Origin of the sequence: Streptococcus sp. SG2 (genome assembly GCF_030439925.1) — a bacterium.
GTDB classification, from domain to species: Bacteria; Bacillota; Bacilli; order Lactobacillales; family Streptococcaceae; genus Streptococcus; species Streptococcus gordonii.
The window spans coordinates 134,596-149,988 of sequence record NZ_JAQFJD010000003.1; the positions used below are offsets into that span (position 1 = coordinate 134,596).

Here is a 15,393-nt window from a genome sequence, read left to right on the forward strand (position 1 = left end):
CCCTTTCCATCTGGATATCCTCTATCCTACACAGCAACTTTAGTCCGCATACTTATCCATTGGTCCGCTTAACTGAGTAGACCTCCGGCACGCTCTTAATCTTATCCACCACCGTCGTTAGCATAGATAGATTAGCAATACCAAAAGAAACGTGGATATTGGCGAATTTCATATCCTTGGTCGGCTGGGCATTAACGGTAGAGATGTTTTTAGTTGTATTTGATAAAACCTGCAGCACATCATTGAGAAGGCCAGTCCGATTTAATCCATAGATATCGATGTGGGCTGTATATTCTTTGGTCGTATTATTTTCTTCCCACTCGACATCGATCAGGCGTTGCTCATAATTTTCCTGAGCCTTAAGGTTCATACAGTCCAAGCGATGGATAGCCACACCACGACCCTTGGTAATGTAGCCAACAATATGGTCACCCGGAACAGGGTTACAACATTTAGCAATCCGAATCAGTAGACCAGATGCCCCCTGAATGACTACACCTCCCTCATGTCTGACCTTGAGGGTTTCTTTGTTTTCGACCTTGACCTCGCCACCTTTGACTAATTCCTCAGCTTCAGCTCTGGCCTTGGCCCGCTCCTCTTCACGGCGCTCTTTTTCAGTCAGACGATTGAAAATCGAAATGGCTCCTATCTCACCAAAACCAATAGCCGCAAACAGAGCTTCTTCTGTCTTGTAGCTGGTCTTTTGCAGAACCTCTTCCATATGCTTCTTGTCCATGTACTTATTGGCGACATAGCCATTTTCCTGGAATTGAGCCTGCAGAAGTTCCCGACCTTTAGAGATAGATAATTCCTTGTCTTGGTTTTTAAAGAATTGACGAATTTTATTACGAGCCTTACTGGTCTTAACCAGACCAATCCAGTCTCGACTGGGACCAAAAGAATTAGCACTGGTGATAATCTCAACCTGGTCACCTGTCTTAAGCTTAGTCGTCAGTGGAACCATGCGTCCATTGACCTTGGCACCTGTTGCCCTTTCCCCGACCTTGGTATGAATCTCGTAGGCAAAGTCGATTGGCCCTGAATCCTTAGGTAAGGCACGCACAGAGCCATCAGGCGTAAAGACATAGATTTCTTCAGCCAGATAGTTTTCTTTGACCGAATCCACAAATTCTTTGGCATCGCCAGACTCTGCCTGCAATTCCATCAATTCTTGAATCCAGTTCATTCCGATTGCAGATTCTTTGCTATCAACCTTGCCTTTGATGCCCTTCTTATAGGCCCAGTGAGCTGCAACCCCGTATTCAGCGACTTCGTGCATTTCCTTGGTCCGAATCTGAAACTCAATCGGTCCCTTAGGCCCATAAACCGTCGTATGGATGGATTGGTAACCATTGGCTTTGCGGTTGGCAATATAATCCTTAAAACGGCCTGGCATTGGTTTCCAGAGCTCATGGATATAGCCTAGCATAGCATAGACATCACTTGGTGTCTCCAAAATGCAACGAATAGCAATCAAGTCATAGATTTCATCAAATCGCTTTTTCTTGTCCTGCATCTTACGATAGATCGAGTAGATATGCTTAGGTCGCCCATAAATCTTCCCATGTAGATGACGTTCAGCTGCATAGGTCTCAATCTTACTCACGACTTCTTCGACCAAGGCTTCTCTTTCACGGCGTTTTTCCTTCATCATGTGAGAAATCTTATAAAACTCGACTTCATTGAGATAGCGGAAAGACAAGTCCTCCAACTCCCACTTGACGCTAGAAATCCCCAATCTGTGAGCCAAGGGAGCATAGATCTCCATGGTTTCGCGCGAAATCCGCTCCTGCTTATCCTTGCGTAAGTGCTTGAGCGTCCGCATATTGTGAAGGCGGTCCGCCAACTTAACCAAGATAACCCGAATATCCTCCGACATGGCCATCAGCATCTTACGGTGATTCTCAGCAAGCTGCTCCTCGTGGGATTTGTACTTGACCTTCCCCAGTTTGGTCACACCGTCTACAATCGTCCGGACATCTGGACCAAACTCACGCTCTAAATCATCTAGGCTAGCATCTGTATCTTCTACCACATCATGCAAAAAACCACAGGCAACTGTGACTGCGTCAAGCTTAAGCTTGGCCAGAATCCCAGCTACCTGAATAGGATGAACAATATAGGGTTCTCCCGACTTGCGAAATTGCCCGCTATGACAGTCCACTGCATATACCAAAGCTTTCTGAACAAAAGCCACATCCTCAGCTGCTAAATATTTCCTTGTTAAAGCGACGACCTGATCGCCCGTTAAATTCACTTCTTTTGGCATTCATTCTCTCCAATTTCTTGCCTATTATTTTATCATTTTTAAGGTAATAAGAAAACACTTATGCAAAGAGCCTGGCTTGTTTTAATAAAAAGACAGCAGAAGTCAAAAATGCTGTACCTCATCCGATGAGATACAACATCCTTTAGTTCATTAGTTCAGACAAAACACTGACGGCACTGAAGGACCAGATCAAAGCATTACACCCAAGATTTTGAATAGGCTTTTTCTGAATTGACGTAATTCTAGACAGACAAAGCAGCTCACCCATTCTAGATTTCAAGGTCCAGCAAACTCCAATTTTCCGAGCTTTTGTTGATTCATAAAAATTTCACCCTTTTTTAAAATCGTTCACCGTAAGGTAAAGAGATAAAATAGAAACTAGGACAAATACCATCCAGCAGGCCGACATATGATAGAGAGCTAATGAAGAAAATCCGAAAGTTCCTAAGGGAATAGAAAGAGTAAAGAGCAAGCCCAGAAAGTTATTACCCTGTGCTAGCATATCTGCCGGAAGCTTTTCCATAATCAAGGCATCCAATTTCGGAGCAGATTTTCCCATAATGTAAGCCGAAAAAGCCAGAAAAGACAGCCCAATAAAAGGATTCAGTCCCAAAAGATTTGATAGAGCTGTTAATAAAAAAGAAGTACTATTCATAATCAGCAGAAAAGACAGTGACTGCTTTGAAAAATAATCATTGGGTGTCAGACTGCCCAAAATAGCTCCGACTAATAAGATGATTTCCACAATAAGGAGCGACTGACCATAGCCTAGGCCAAGTATCCCCGCATTATGCAAAAAGTAGAAGTTATAGATGGCGCCTATGGATCCGCCCAAAGAATTAAGAGCCAAAATGGAGAGCAGTATGCCCACAAATGAAGAATTGCCAGAATTTTTGAAGACAAGTTCCATTTCTTGGTAGGTTTTTTTGAAATTTTTCCATAGCGAATTCTTTTCCGTCACTGGAAGAACCTCTTTGTGAGTCAAGGCATGACGATACCCTAAAAGAACTAGGGAAGATAAGAGAAAAGACAAGGCATTGATGGTTGCGACCAGGGGAAAGTTATTATTAGAAACCGTCAACAGCCAGACGCCAAATGATTGACCAAGGATACTTGATAGGTAAGAAACAAATTGAGTAAATGAATAGGCCTTAAATAAATCATCCTTGTCTAAATTATGCTGAAGAATGGGCATTCTCAAGCCAGACGCATAATCACTCAGAACATCTGTAACGATATTAATAAGACAAATGGCTGAAAAAGCTAGAAAGGTTTGATTTTGAATCATAAAAGAGACCAAACTGAAGAGAGCGGCCTGAATCACTCCCACTACTATCATCGTCTGGCCTTTTCTGACTGACCGATCTGCCCGTACTCCAATCCAGAAAGTAAAAACCGTTGGAACTATCGTAATCATGTTTGCTATAAAAACTGCCAAATTGCTATAAGGAAGGCTCGCCGCATAGATGACAAAGACTAGGTTGTAAATGTATGAGCCTAAGGAATTCAACAGCCTAGAGATAGTCAAAGCTCTGTATAAACTATGCCGAAGAAAAATTTTCATATTTTGATTCCTTTCAAATTGCTTGATTTCCCCTTTGCTATTTGTAGACACTAGTATACCTTAATACTAAAACCCCAGCTTAAAGTTTTCATATTTTCAAACCGCATATACTAAAATTATTTACGCAATAAAAAACGAGGCAGAAAGCTCCTACCTCGCTATTTTCTAGTAATCACTGTAATAAAAATTTTTTAAAGTTTATTTGCTATTTGCATTTATTCAAACTTTTTTAACCAGTTATCCCTATTCTTAGTATAGTAGTCCGCACTATGGTTGCAGTTCAGTAGCTTCAGAGTTCGGATAGCATCTTCCATTTTTTCTTTTCCTTGACTTTTCTTCCCAGATATATAGTCAAACTGGCCCGAAGCAAACAAATAGATGATACGGAAATAAGCTTCATTTTCCCCAAAGAAGGAATCTTGAATCTGCTTATCAAAATAGGCTGCCTTGGATCGATTGTTTTTATCAATCGCCTTAAAAAATCCATTCAGTAAAATGGTATGAATATAATTTCTATTGGATGTTAAATCCTTCAAATGGCTTGTTTTTACCAGCATTTCTCTGGTATACCTATAGTATAAATCAAGCGGGAGCAAAACCGACATTTCAGAAAACAATCTTAGCTCATACTCTCCCCAGATTTCAACTGAAAATAAATAATCAGATAGAAAGTCACTTTCTTCTTTCGTTATTTCCACACCTTCATCAAAGAGAATCATGTGAGCCTTAATCAGTAGGGCATTCAGGAAGTAAGTCGCTTTCTGAGGGGACTGGTGATACTTAACAATCTGGTCCTGATACATTTTTTCCAGCTTGGTCATATTCTGCTGGTCGTGTGCCTCCCAAAGCTGCTTTTGTAGCATATCGTAGGAGGTAGGCTGAAAACCGCGGACCAAATAAACAAATTCTTCCAACTCCATGTGAATATTCTCTAAAGCAACCAGTAATTTTGCAGCAGAGATATCGGATTCCCCATTTTCAAAGCGACTTAACATAGAGTAGGAAAAAGCATCGCCAGTCGCATTTTTTAAAGAAATATTCCGTCCCTGGCGTATTTCTCGAAAAACTTCACCCATATATGTATACATATTCCGTCTCCTATCTAATCTTATATTGGTTGACCACTGACTCTCAACTATTGGTTCAATTCCAACAAAACACTGACTGCAGTCAAGGCATAAAGCGGGGCTGTTTCAGCCCGCAGGATACGTGGGCCTAGACCTGCTGATACAGCACCTGCTTGATGAAAGGCATCTATTTCATCTGGAGACAGACCGCCCTCCGGTCCGAAGATAAAGAGAACTTTTGCTCCGGCTCCCAAGCCTGACAGCGCTCGGACTAGAGCCGCAGTTTCTCCTTCTTTGGCCGATTCTTCATAGGCCACAACGATGGTGTCAAATTGAGCCAGCTGAGCAAGAAAGTTTGCCTTTTTATCAAAGAGACGAACTTCTGGAATTAGATTGCGCTTGCTCTGCTCTGCAGCTCCCTGAGCAATTTTCTCTAGTTTTTCACTCTTTTTAGCCAGCTTTTTGCCATCCCACTTGGCCACCGACCAGTCCGCTGGAAAGGCCCAGATAGCACAAGCTCCTAGCTCCGTTACCTTCTGGGTGATGAATTCCAACTTATCGCCCTTAGGAAAGCCTGAAGCAATGGTCACTTGAACCGGCAACTCGGTATTATCCGCTAACTCCTCCAAGATTTCCAAGCTCTGCTGACTGGGGTCCAACACCTGAGCCAGTCGTTTTATGCCATCATCAAAGACCAGTGTGACTTGGTCGCCCTCTTTGAGCCGCATGACCGAAAACATATGTTTGGCCGTGTCCTTATCCGTGACAACCAGAGGAGACTGAGGGTTTCCTTTTATAAAATATTGCTGCATCTAACCACCTATCACGCCTGAAATGTCCTGCGTTTTCTTAAAGACACAGGCATTCCATTCGCCCTGAATCATATGCGTTTCCAGGAAAAATCCTGCTGCTTCTGCTGACTCGCGCACCATGTCCCACTTCTCAGAAATAATCCCACTCATAATCAGATAACCCTCATCTTTGACCAGACGATAAGCATCCTCAGTCAAATGAATGAGAATATCGGCCAAGATATTGGCAACAATAACATCCGCCTCGATTTCTACGCCTCGGAGAAGATTACCCGGCGCTACATGAATGTTCTCCATACCTGAATTGAGCTCAATATTTTCCTGAGCCACGCGCACCGCTACCTCGTCTAAATCATAGGCGTAGATGTCCTTAGCTCCCAAGAGAGAGCTGGCAATGGAGAGGACACCGCTGCCTGTACCCACATCCAACACCGTTTCTCCGCCCCGCAAGACCTGCTCCAGAGCAAAGAGGCTCATCTTGGTCGTCGGGTGAGTCCCCGTACCAAAGGCCATACCAGGATCTAGCTTGATAATCTTTTCTCCCATAGTCGCCTCATAGTCCGTCCAAGACGGCACAATGGTCAAATCATGAGTGATGCGAGCTGGTTCAAAGTATTTTTTCCAGTTGTCTGCCCAGTCTTCCTCAGCCAGTTCCTGCCGAGTCATCTGAATACCTCCCGTCTCCAAGCCAAAGCCATCCAGCTCAGCCAGACGCTCATTGGCCTGGGCTGCAACAGCCTCTATATCCACTGAATCCGGATAGTATCCCGTAATCCTGACCCGCTCACTCTGCTCAACTTCTGGAAAAAGCTCACCATACTGGTCAACCTGCCCCAGATAATCTGCGCTGTCATCGATAGCCACGCCCTGACTGCCCAGCTCAATCAGAATATTAGAGGCTGCTTCCTCCGCCTCACGCTTCACTTCAATCGTTAATTCCTGCCAAGTGTCCATCATTAAAATACCAAGCCCGTAAAACACAAAGCCAAAATAGGAAATCCTCTGACGACGTTTGCGTCTAAGAGAACTTTATCTTTTTGCCACAGTGTTTAGGGCGGGTTCAGTTTAGAAATTTAACTGAACGATCCTTTCTTTGTTTATTTTATTGTCTTCGTCATATAGACCATATCCATGCCCTCTTTTTCGGGCTCCGTATGGGTCTGATGATAGCCGTTTTTCTCATAAAAAGCCACCATGCCTTTATCCTGGAAAACCGTACACAAATCCCATTGCCTAATGGTGGAGAATTTCTCCTCAATCAGACCGAGCCCCTCGGAGCCATATCCTTTATTCTGGTGCTCTGGCAAAATCGCCACTGTCCCAATCCAGCCTGCTGTCTGTTCATCATTTGTATTCAAGCGAATAAAGCCCAGAATCTTCTCGTCGTCTTTGACAAAATAATAAAAACTATTGGGCCGCTCAACCAGCTTCCAGCGAATCCGCTCACGCTCCTCCAGATAGGGGTCGTATTGATCCTGATATTTCTCATAAACGGCCTTAAAACTCGCTCGCTGAATGGTAATAATGGTTTCTAAATCCTCAGCTCCTGCCCGCTCAATATAAATCATGATCGCACCTCCAAATAATCGCTCAACCTGTCCTGCAGCTGCGGAATAACCTTTTTATCTGATAAGAACTGACTCACATCCATCATCTGATAAGCCTGTCCCTCATCACCAAAGACAATGCTGGCAAATTCTTCCTGAGTGATGGTTCCCACCATAAAAATAGAGGTTTTGTCAGGATCAAGCATTCCTTGATATTCCTTAGCCCAGAAAATATCCACTTCTTTAAGCTTCAAACCAAGCTCTTCAAAAACTTCTCTTTGGACGCATTCAAAAGGCGTCTCCTCACCCTCACGGCCACCACCTGGTAACTCCCACATATTGGGCCAAGGAATGCTGGGCTTGTCATCGCGTAAGATAGTTAAAATCCTATCCTCACAAAAGAGGGCAATTTTACAGCCTGTGAAATTCATTCTTTTATTCAATAATTCCATGATTAAGTCTCTTCCTATGATAACAAACTGCTCTATGCTAGCATTCTACTTAGCTATTCTTGAATCAATTTTTGACAATCTAGATCCCAATATGCCTGCCATCTCCCCTGATTCTTACTAAAATAAACCGTAAACTCATCGTTTACATTATCTGCAACATAGCGAAGACTAGGTGGAGCCTCCTCGCAACTCAGTATCCATGGATGAAAATAAAAATATTTCTCTCGCCTCTCTCGACTATTGTTCAACTTTTTCTTGTTCTGAGGAATGGAGTTTTGAAACTCCCTTTCCAAACTGGACTGGATGGCATTATCAAAGTCGTTTAAAGAAGCTATCAACTGCTCAAACTGTTTCTCTTCACCAGTCTTAAAGTAAATCAAAAACTCAAATTCTCCAAAGCCTTCAGAAAACTCAAGTTCCATGATTTTTGCGCTCTCGTCATAAAGTCCCCCTTCATTAAAAAATCGGCGGCTTTCACACTTCAACACTCTCTCAAAATCTAAATTTTCAAATCGATTGCGTGGTAGAGAAATCCCATACTCTTGCGAGTTTGGGCTTATTTTCCTAAATAGCTGCTTGAAAATATGAAACATTTTTACCTCTTTTCTAGACTTCAACCCCTCTTCAGAAACACCAGTTAGATCCCCTTCTCATTTATATCAAGCAATCAAGCCGATTGAAACAAACCTAGCTTGTCAGCTTACAACAGAGTTTTCTTCATGGATTTCCTTCTCCAGCTCCTCTAACCAGTTTTCATAGTATTGTTTCTCGTTTCGTAGCATTCGGCTGCTATTCATTTTCTGTCTAGCAATCTTCATAGCCTTGCGAGTTTGAGCCATGTCGTTCCTTACCTTAAATTGATACCAGGCTTGAATGCTCTGCACATCTGCCATTTTTAGAGATAAAAAGGATTTAACGCTTCGAATACTTGCATATTCCTCCGCTTTCTCATCATCACCTTCTAGCAAGGCGATTTGAAGAAGGCATAGTTGGCAAAAAGTTTCAGACAGCGAGTGTTCTGTTCTCTCTAGTAAAGATTGAAATAGCTTTTTAGCTGTCTCTAAATGACCATCCAATATGAAAACCACTCCCTCAAGAGTTTGAATACTTTCTGCAAAACTCCCTCTCGCATCCTCATCAACAGGCATGATAAAGTCTTTCAAATCATATCCTTGAGGAGCTAGCAGGGTCTGGGCAGAATGCCTCAACACCATGTAGGCGTATTTGGTATTTTCAGGGTGTTGTCGCAATTCCCATATTTTTGCTCCATCGGTGATGCCGACTGGCAAAGTGTTGTTTAGAAAGAAAGACAAATTAAGAAAAATCCAAGTACCAGCAAAATACCAGCTTTTTGTCAAAAATCCAAACAATATCGCCAATAATATCAAGCTGAGATGAACCAGCAAACCTCCTGAAAGCATCAGAATGATTCTTTGATCACTTTCGTCCTCTTTTAATCCAATATACTGAGCACCAACATTTTTCAGAACGGCAGTTCGGCTAAGAGAAAACTTGCCTGACTTTTTGGTCAGAAGAAAATTCCCTAATCCAAAAGCCACCAGTCGATAGCCTGTCAGGTAACCGCAAAATGCGTGTCCCAGCTCATGAAGGATAAATATCAGATAGATGCTGAAGAAAGTAAATAGGTAACCTGGAACAAAGACAAACGAAAAGTCTAACTCTATAAAGGCAATTGTCCCAAAAGCAAATCCTAGCATCAAAAAAACGAAGGACAGACCAGAGATAAAAGACAAACCTATTTTCTTCATATACTTCCTCGCTAGTTTCTAATACCTCGGATAAGGATAAAATTCTCCTTCTTCCAAGCCGACTTTTCCTTCTTCAAAGACTTCTTGGTTCCATTCCATGACGAACTCTTCTGCTTCTGGGTCTTCCAAAAAGTCCATAAGCGCATCCAGCCCAACCTCTGCAGTGTCTTTGAGGAATAGCGCAAAATAAGCTAGAAACTCACGAGAAAAACCTTTTTTAGGTAGGTAAGGGATAACTGTCAAATAGTCTTCCTCATTGACTGTTGACTTGGCAGGATTGTAGAAAAGGACTGCTTCTTCAAAGAGGATATCGTCTGATGATACCTCTCCGTCCTCGTCCACCATCTCCACACCTGCAGCGTTTTGTGCTTCCAAAAGAAAACTCACTTCTACCGCATGGTTGCGCTTGTCCCAACTAATCTCAAAGTCAAAGGGAAAGTTCTTGTCCAATTCTTCCTCTAAAACATCTAAAAATCCGTATGTTGCCATTTTGTCCTCTTTCTATGCGACTCTTTAATCGCCCCGATTGCTCGGAAATATGCTAAAATAGATACTACCATCTTACCACATATACATCAGAAAATCCATGTTAGAAAGGACTGCTATGCCAGACAATCTCGCGCTTCGCATGCGCCCCAAAACCATCGACCAGGTCATCGGTCAGGAGCATCTAATCGGACCTGGAAAAATTATCCGTCGCATGGTGGAAGCCAATCGTCTGTCCTCCATGATTCTCTACGGACCTCCAGGAATCGGAAAGACCAGTATCGCCTCTGCCATCGCTGGGACCACCAAGTATGCCTTTCGGACCTTTAATGCGACAGTCGATAGTAAGAAGCGACTTCAAGAAATCGCTGAAGAGGCTAAATTCTCTGGTGGATTGGTCCTACTACTGGACGAGATCCACCGACTAGATAAAACCAAGCAAGACTTTCTCCTTCCCCTCTTAGAAAGTGGTCTGGTCATCATGATTGGGGCGACGACTGAAAATCCTTTCTTTTCTGTCACTCCAGCCATTCGTAGCCGTGTTCAGATTTTTGAGTTAGAACCCTTGTCCAATCAAGATGTTAAACAAGCCCTGCAAATTGCCATCAGCGACCCTGAAAGGGGATTTGACTTCCTAGTTGAGCTAGATGAGGATGCCCTTGATTTCATCGCGACCTCTACAAATGGAGACCTGCGTTCTGCCTTTAATTCACTAGACTTAGCCGTTCTCTCTACTCCCGAAAATGACAAGGGTATCCGCCATATAACACTGGATATCATGGAAAATAGCCTGCAACGGAGTTACATTACCATGGATAAGGATGGGGACGGTCACTACGATGTCCTTTCGGCCCTGCAAAAATCCATCCGTGGCTCGGATGTGGATGCCAGTCTCCACTACGCGGCCCGCTTGATTGAGGCTGGTGATCTGCCCAGTCTCGCTCGTCGCTTGACCGTTATCGCTTATGAAGATATCGGTTTGGCAAATCCTGAAGCCCAGATTCATACTGTAACTGCTCTAGATGCTGCTCAAAAGATTGGCTTCCCAGAAGCTCGCATTCTCATTGCCAATATCGTGATTGATTTAGCCCTTTCTCCAAAATCCAACTCAGCCTATGTAGCTATGGACAAGGCACTTGCCGACCTCAAAACATCAGGGCATTTGCCTATTCCTCGGCACCTGCGTGATGGGCACTACAGTGGAAGCAAGGAACTGGGGAATGCCCAAGACTATCTCTATCCACACAACTATCCTGGAAATTGGGTCAAGCAAGACTATCTGCCAGAAAAAATTCGTAGTCATCACTATTTCCAAGCAGAAGATACTGGTAAATATGAACGGGCTTTGGCTCAAAGAAAGGAAGCTATCGACCGTTTGCGAAAAATCTGAAATCCTTTTCAAAAAATTGCACTTTCCTCTTGATTTTTTTTGAAAAAGTGGTATCATATAAACATAGAAACGCTGTGGTGTACGACTTCACACTTAAGTGTTGACCGACTATTTTTTGTATTATTAGGGAAACAAAAGTCTTCTAACAGCATGTAGGCCGTCTCACACGGAAACAGCTTCAGTTAGAGCGAGTTGCCCACCTGCTTAATTGCGCGGGTTCAATACAAACCGTGAAGTTTCGGCACCAATACAGCTTTTTTCTTTGCCTCCTTAGCTCAGCTGGCAGAGCAGCGGACTCTTAATCCGTGGGTCACAGGTTCGATCCCTGTAGGGGGCATCTACATACAACAGGAAAAAGCCTTGATAACCAAGGCTTTTTTGCTTATCTATAACTGATTTGCCTCATCATTTGCCCCACTTTTAAATCTATCTTTTCTTTTTGAATCAAATTACATCTTAACAAATAGTGTAAAGCCAGTTACTTTTGCTTTGATGCCATACAATATTTTCATGTAGAGAAGACAAATTTTATCTTCTCTTTTTATTTTCAAAATAATAAAAACTGATTTTCTTTTCATAAATCAGACTGAAACTTCCAAATTTTCCATTTTGTTTATTGATATTTCCTCTAAAAAGGTGTATAATATTTTTATTATCAAACTATACTATACTATATAGGGGGTATTGAAATGAAATTTTCTAATCGTTTACTGCTATTCCTTGCAGGAGTTGTTTTTGTCCTTTTAGGACTTTTCCTATTTACAAACCCAGTAGCTAATCTTGTTGCTTACAGCTGGTGGATTGCATTTGGTTTACTGGTTTCTTCTATAGCAGCTATTTTAGGCTATTTCTCTGTACCAAAAGAGCTTCGCTCACCAGCTCATCTTTTCCAAGGGATTGTTAATCTTCTCTTAGCTCTTTACCTCGTTGCCTATGGCTTTGTGACGCTGCCAGTTGTCATTCCAACTATTTTAGGAATTTGGTTAATTGTAGAAGCCATTATAGTTTTCTTTAAAGGCAATCGTCTGGGATTGATTTTCCCTATTATTGGCAACCATATCATGTGGATAGCGTTGCTTGCATTTTTACTAGGTCTAGTGATTTTGTTCAATCCAGTAGCTACAAGTGTCTTTGTCGTTTATGTCGTTGCCTTTGCATTTTTAATTGTTGGTTTCACCTATATCCTTGATGCCTTCCGTAAATAATCTAGCTGCCATTTTGGGCATATTAAAATAGCTGGGAAGTTACATTCTCAGCTTTTTCTGTTGCCTCCTTAGCTCAGTTGGTAGAGCAGTAGACTCTTAAGCTATGGGGCGCAGGTTCGAGCCCTGCAGGGGGCACATCTAAATCAACAGAAATAAGCCTTGAAACCAAGGCTTTTTTTAACGTCTAATAGCTTTTTGTAGAAAAGTATTTAAAAATAAAAGAGAAGAGAATCTCTCACTCTCTTCTCAGTATATCTTATTAAATTTAGTTTTTCTTAATCTAGCTGATTTTCCTTTGCAACGACAAATTCCTTAACCAATCGATAGATAACAGCAAATATCGGTGTAAAGAATATCATCCCAAGTAAGCCAAAGAGATTGCCTCCAATACTAGCAGCCGCAAGCGTGAAAATAGCTGGCAAACCAATAGACTGACCTACAACTCTAGGATAAATAAGGTTTCCTTCAATCAGCTGTATAACTTGATATAGAAGAAGAGAAAGTAAGGCTTGAGTAGGACTCACTGTGAAGATAAAAATCGCTCCCACAACACAAGCAATCATAGGCCCTACATAAGGAATGAACGATAGCACTCCTGCAAAGATACCTGTCATTACTCCATAGGGTATCCCAAACACGCTGTAACCAACCGCTATCATAACTCCTATGATAACTGCTTCAATCAGCTGACTCATCAAAAATTGGTCATAAGTCTCTAGTGCTACTTGTCCAATGTAAGTCAACTTTATCACCACCTTCTCTGGAAGAAAAACTTTTAGAAGTCGACTCGTCATCGCTGCCAAATGTTCCTTACTGGATAAAAATGAAAAGGTGAAGACTATAATCAAAAAGGCATTCATCAAACTTGAAAAAATATTGCCGATATTACTAGTCAGACCTGATAAAAAACCTATCAAAGCTTGGCTAATAGAACTAGATTGTCCCTGTATGCCTGATACGATAGTTGACAACATGTCTTTGGTTACAAATTCCGAGCTGCCTAGCAATTTCCCAAGTTGAGTAAGGACTGTTGAAAGGACTGTTCCCAGCTGACTAATAGTCTGGGCTAGGGTTGGCAGCACCAAAACCAAAAGAGCAATCACGATTAAGATAAGAGCTAGGAAAACAAGTACCATGGCAATCGGACGACGCAACTCTGCCTTTACCTTCAATTTAACTAAGTACTGTTCAATTTTTTTCATAGGAACATTAAGCACAAAAGCAATAACAGCACCATAAATCAAGGTTGATATTACATCAAAGAGAGAGATTGCTCCTGATATAAAGCTCGATGCATTCAGAATTACAAGAGCAACCAGCCCTATAAAAAGTATTAACGGGGTGTATTTTTTTACTAAGTTCATAAATTCTTCTTAATAAACATGTTTAGATACGACTATACTATTTGGTTTTTCAAACTCTCGATTAAGGTAGGCTTGGTAAGTTCCTGGAGCGATAAATCCTTTGGGTGAGAGGATATCGGTGCCAGCCTGACCGACTATGGTATCAGCCAAGAGCACACAGTTTGTAGATAAGACAAAGTAGGATTTAAACTTAGATTTGATAAATTTATAAAGTTCCCCATCTGTCTCATGTCTGATTTTATAAGCGTAGGTGTAGTCTTCCTTACCATCACCTGTCATGATTTTATCTGCACTTGGCTCCCATGGAATCGTCAGTTGTTTCAATTCAGCCAACTTTTTCTGAACTGCTTTTTCCATTTCAGGCGTCAAATCTATCCCATAACCAAAAAGCGTTTTTTGACTCTCACGTTTACATAGGTCAATGTACTTGTCACGATCACAGAAATATAAGACACCATCTCCTACCATGCCAAATAAGGTCTCAGAAGACGGATCATAGTTGCCATAAGAAATAACACGGCCTTGATAGCAGATATCCACATGACCAATTGCCGAAAACAGAGAGGTCTCAGCTGTATGAACAAAAATTTCAAGCTCCGCTGTCTTACCAGACTTCACCATTCCAAGATGGATATCCTCTCTCTCATCAGCATTTTCCTGCATGAATTTGTTGATTTTTGCTAAAGTACTTGCAGGGATGAGAGCGGCTAGGACAATAGGTAAGCTCATTCTTACACGACGTTTGAGATGGTTTTTCCCAATTTCCTCCTCAAACAAGAAACCATCACGGATATTGGACACACCATAAAGGAAAAAATAAGCCCCTAATACAAAGAGTTGAAAGACAGAATTTCCTGTAGAGGACAAAAGACTAGTCCCACCAAGAAAAACTAGTACGAGTCCATCTAGTAAGAGACGAAAACGAGGTCGAATTTTGTTTTTGCGGTAGAGAACATAGGTGACAAGGTTAATACTAGCATGAAAAATCTGATAAACTCCAATCACAAGAGCCAGAACATAAATCGGTATATCAGTCGCAAGATTAGAACCTAGCAAATATCCCAGCACTAACAATTTAACCAGTGCAACTCCCAAGGTGTCCGTTGACTGACTTTTTTTGAAAATACGTAATACTAAATCTAAGACCGTTGCTATCCAAGCTAAAAACAGAACCAGTCGAATAACCTTTACTGGCAACCAAGTCCCCGTGACCATCAAGATGAGACCTAGCAGAACAAACAAGAACCCCTGAGCAAGTAATTTCTTACCTGTCAGACCTAAAGATAGAATTTTCGCCATATAAAAACCTTTCAACAATAAAAATTAAACACTCCGATTAAACTGACTAGTAAATAGCCAACACTACAAACAGCCTGTGCCAGCAACATATGGTGACTAGAAATGACTGTAGTAATGTCACCATCTTGTCTTATGCACTTCTAAAATTTGTTATATTGATTAGAAACCA

At 41.8% G+C, this 15,393-nt stretch carries 14 protein-coding genes and 2 tRNA genes; 4 read left to right on the forward strand and 12 right to left on the reverse strand.

The window, feature by feature from the left end:
• Positions 1-52: 52 nt before the first annotated feature.
• The 10 genes from PCY09_RS07585 to PCY09_RS07630 form a co-directional block, all read right to left on the reverse strand.
• Positions 53-2,269: a bifunctional (p)ppGpp synthetase/guanosine-3',5'-bis(diphosphate) 3'-pyrophosphohydrolase gene (locus tag PCY09_RS07585; protein WP_008809805.1), complete on the reverse strand. Its 2,217-nt coding sequence runs from the start codon at positions 2,267-2,269 to the stop codon at positions 53-55.
• A 328-nt stretch (positions 2,270-2,597) separates the two neighbouring features.
• On the reverse strand, positions 2,598-3,833 hold the full coding sequence (locus tag PCY09_RS07590) for a hypothetical protein (protein WP_060970770.1): 1,236 nt from the start codon (positions 3,831-3,833) through the stop codon (positions 2,598-2,600).
• Between the two features lie 215 nt (positions 3,834-4,048).
• On the reverse strand, positions 4,049-4,921 hold the full coding sequence (locus tag PCY09_RS07595; protein ID WP_061596727.1) for an Rgg/GadR/MutR family transcriptional regulator: 873 nt from the start codon (positions 4,919-4,921) through the stop codon (positions 4,049-4,051).
• Positions 4,922-4,968: 47 nt separating this feature from the next.
• Positions 4,969-5,712, reverse strand: coding sequence for a 16S rRNA (uracil(1498)-N(3))-methyltransferase (locus PCY09_RS07600; RefSeq protein ID WP_125397190.1), 744 nt, complete (start codon positions 5,710-5,712; stop codon positions 4,969-4,971).
• On the reverse strand, positions 5,713-6,666 hold the full coding sequence (gene prmA, locus PCY09_RS07605) for a 50S ribosomal protein L11 methyltransferase (protein WP_301556707.1): 954 nt from the start codon (positions 6,664-6,666) through the stop codon (positions 5,713-5,715).
• Positions 6,667-6,809: 143 nt separating this feature from the next.
• On the reverse strand, positions 6,810-7,280 hold the full coding sequence (locus tag PCY09_RS07610) for a GNAT family N-acetyltransferase (protein WP_125397192.1): 471 nt from the start codon (positions 7,278-7,280) through the stop codon (positions 6,810-6,812).
• Complete coding sequence (locus PCY09_RS07615; RefSeq protein ID WP_125397193.1) at positions 7,277-7,711, reverse strand: NUDIX hydrolase; 435 nt, start codon at positions 7,709-7,711, stop codon at positions 7,277-7,279. The genes PCY09_RS07610 and PCY09_RS07615 overlap by 4 nt, the downstream gene beginning before the upstream one ends.
• 53 nt (positions 7,712-7,764) lie before the next feature.
• A complete protein-coding gene (locus PCY09_RS07620; RefSeq protein ID WP_227250316.1) occupies positions 7,765-8,328 on the reverse strand; it encodes a hypothetical protein in 564 nt (187 codons plus the stop codon).
• Positions 8,329-8,406: 78 nt separating this feature from the next.
• The gene (locus PCY09_RS07625) at positions 8,407-9,480 is read right to left on the reverse strand and encodes a site-2 protease family protein (protein ID WP_125397194.1); all 1,074 of its coding nucleotides are present in this window, start codon (positions 9,478-9,480) and stop codon (positions 8,407-8,409) included.
• An 18-nt stretch (positions 9,481-9,498) separates the two neighbouring features.
• Positions 9,499-9,969 (reverse strand): DUF3013 family protein, encoded by a 471-nt coding sequence (locus PCY09_RS07630; RefSeq protein WP_023935667.1) that lies wholly within the window; start codon positions 9,967-9,969, stop codon positions 9,499-9,501.
• Between the two features lie 115 nt (positions 9,970-10,084).
• Between PCY09_RS07630 and PCY09_RS07635 the strand changes: the two genes are divergently transcribed.
• The 4 genes from PCY09_RS07635 to PCY09_RS07650 all read left to right on the forward strand — a co-directional run bounded on the left by PCY09_RS07635 (position 10,085) and on the right by PCY09_RS07650 (position 12,696).
• Complete coding sequence (locus PCY09_RS07635) at positions 10,085-11,356, forward strand: replication-associated recombination protein A (protein ID WP_084873430.1); 1,272 nt, start codon at positions 10,085-10,087, stop codon at positions 11,354-11,356.
• A gap of 264 nt (positions 11,357-11,620) precedes the next feature.
• Positions 11,621-11,693: transfer RNA gene (locus PCY09_RS07640), tRNA-Lys, on the forward strand.
• Positions 11,694-12,045: 352 nt separating this feature from the next.
• On the forward strand, positions 12,046-12,561 hold the full coding sequence (locus PCY09_RS07645) for a DUF308 domain-containing protein (RefSeq protein ID WP_000672740.1): 516 nt from the start codon (positions 12,046-12,048) through the stop codon (positions 12,559-12,561).
• A gap of 62 nt (positions 12,562-12,623) precedes the next feature.
• Positions 12,624-12,696 (forward strand) — tRNA-Lys (locus tag PCY09_RS07650).
• A gap of 140 nt (positions 12,697-12,836) precedes the next feature.
• Here the strand turns inward: PCY09_RS07650 and PCY09_RS07655 are convergent.
• Together PCY09_RS07655 and PCY09_RS07660 are read right to left on the reverse strand one after the other, a co-directional pair.
• Positions 12,837-13,925 carry an AI-2E family transporter gene (locus PCY09_RS07655; RefSeq protein WP_001055021.1) on the reverse strand — a complete coding sequence of 363 codons (1,089 nt, stop codon included), beginning with the start codon at positions 13,923-13,925 and terminating at the stop codon, positions 12,837-12,839.
• 9 nt (positions 13,926-13,934) lie between these two features.
• Entirely contained in the window at positions 13,935-15,224 is a 1,290-nt protein-coding gene (locus tag PCY09_RS07660) for a DUF308 domain-containing protein (protein ID WP_125397195.1), read from the reverse strand.
• Between the last annotated feature and the right edge of the window lie 169 nt (positions 15,225-15,393).

Coding starts and splice junctions, on each gene's coding strand:
- PCY09_RS07660 (WP_125397195.1), bottom strand. CDS start 15,224: ATGGCGAAAATTCTATCTTTAGGTCTGACAGGTAAGAAATTACTTGCT.
- PCY09_RS07600 (WP_125397190.1), bottom strand. CDS start 5,712: ATGCAGCAATATTTTATAAAAGGAAACCCTCAGTCTCCTCTGGTTGTC.
- PCY09_RS07630 (WP_023935667.1), bottom strand. CDS start 9,969: ATGGCAACATACGGATTTTTAGATGTTTTAGAGGAAGAATTGGACAAG.
- PCY09_RS07590 (WP_060970770.1), bottom strand. CDS start 3,833: ATGAAAATTTTTCTTCGGCATAGTTTATACAGAGCTTTGACTATCTCT.
- PCY09_RS07615 (WP_125397193.1), bottom strand. CDS start 7,711: ATGGAATTATTGAATAAAAGAATGAATTTCACAGGCTGTAAAATTGCC.
- PCY09_RS07595 (WP_061596727.1), bottom strand. CDS start 4,921: ATGTATACATATATGGGTGAAGTTTTTCGAGAAATACGCCAGGGACGG.
- PCY09_RS07635 (WP_084873430.1), top strand. CDS start 10,085: ATGCCAGACAATCTCGCGCTTCGCATGCGCCCCAAAACCATCGACCAG.
- PCY09_RS07655 (WP_001055021.1), bottom strand. CDS start 13,925: ATGAACTTAGTAAAAAAATACACCCCGTTAATACTTTTTATAGGGCTG.
- PCY09_RS07585 (WP_008809805.1), bottom strand. CDS start 2,269: ATGCCAAAAGAAGTGAATTTAACGGGCGATCAGGTCGTCGCTTTAACA.
- PCY09_RS07645 (WP_000672740.1), top strand. CDS start 12,046: ATGAAATTTTCTAATCGTTTACTGCTATTCCTTGCAGGAGTTGTTTTT.
- PCY09_RS07610 (WP_125397192.1), bottom strand. CDS start 7,280: ATGATTTATATTGAGCGGGCAGGAGCTGAGGATTTAGAAACCATTATT.
- prmA (WP_301556707.1), bottom strand. CDS start 6,666: ATGGACACTTGGCAGGAATTAACGATTGAAGTGAAGCGTGAGGCGGAG.
- PCY09_RS07625 (WP_125397194.1), bottom strand. CDS start 9,480: ATGAAGAAAATAGGTTTGTCTTTTATCTCTGGTCTGTCCTTCGTTTTT.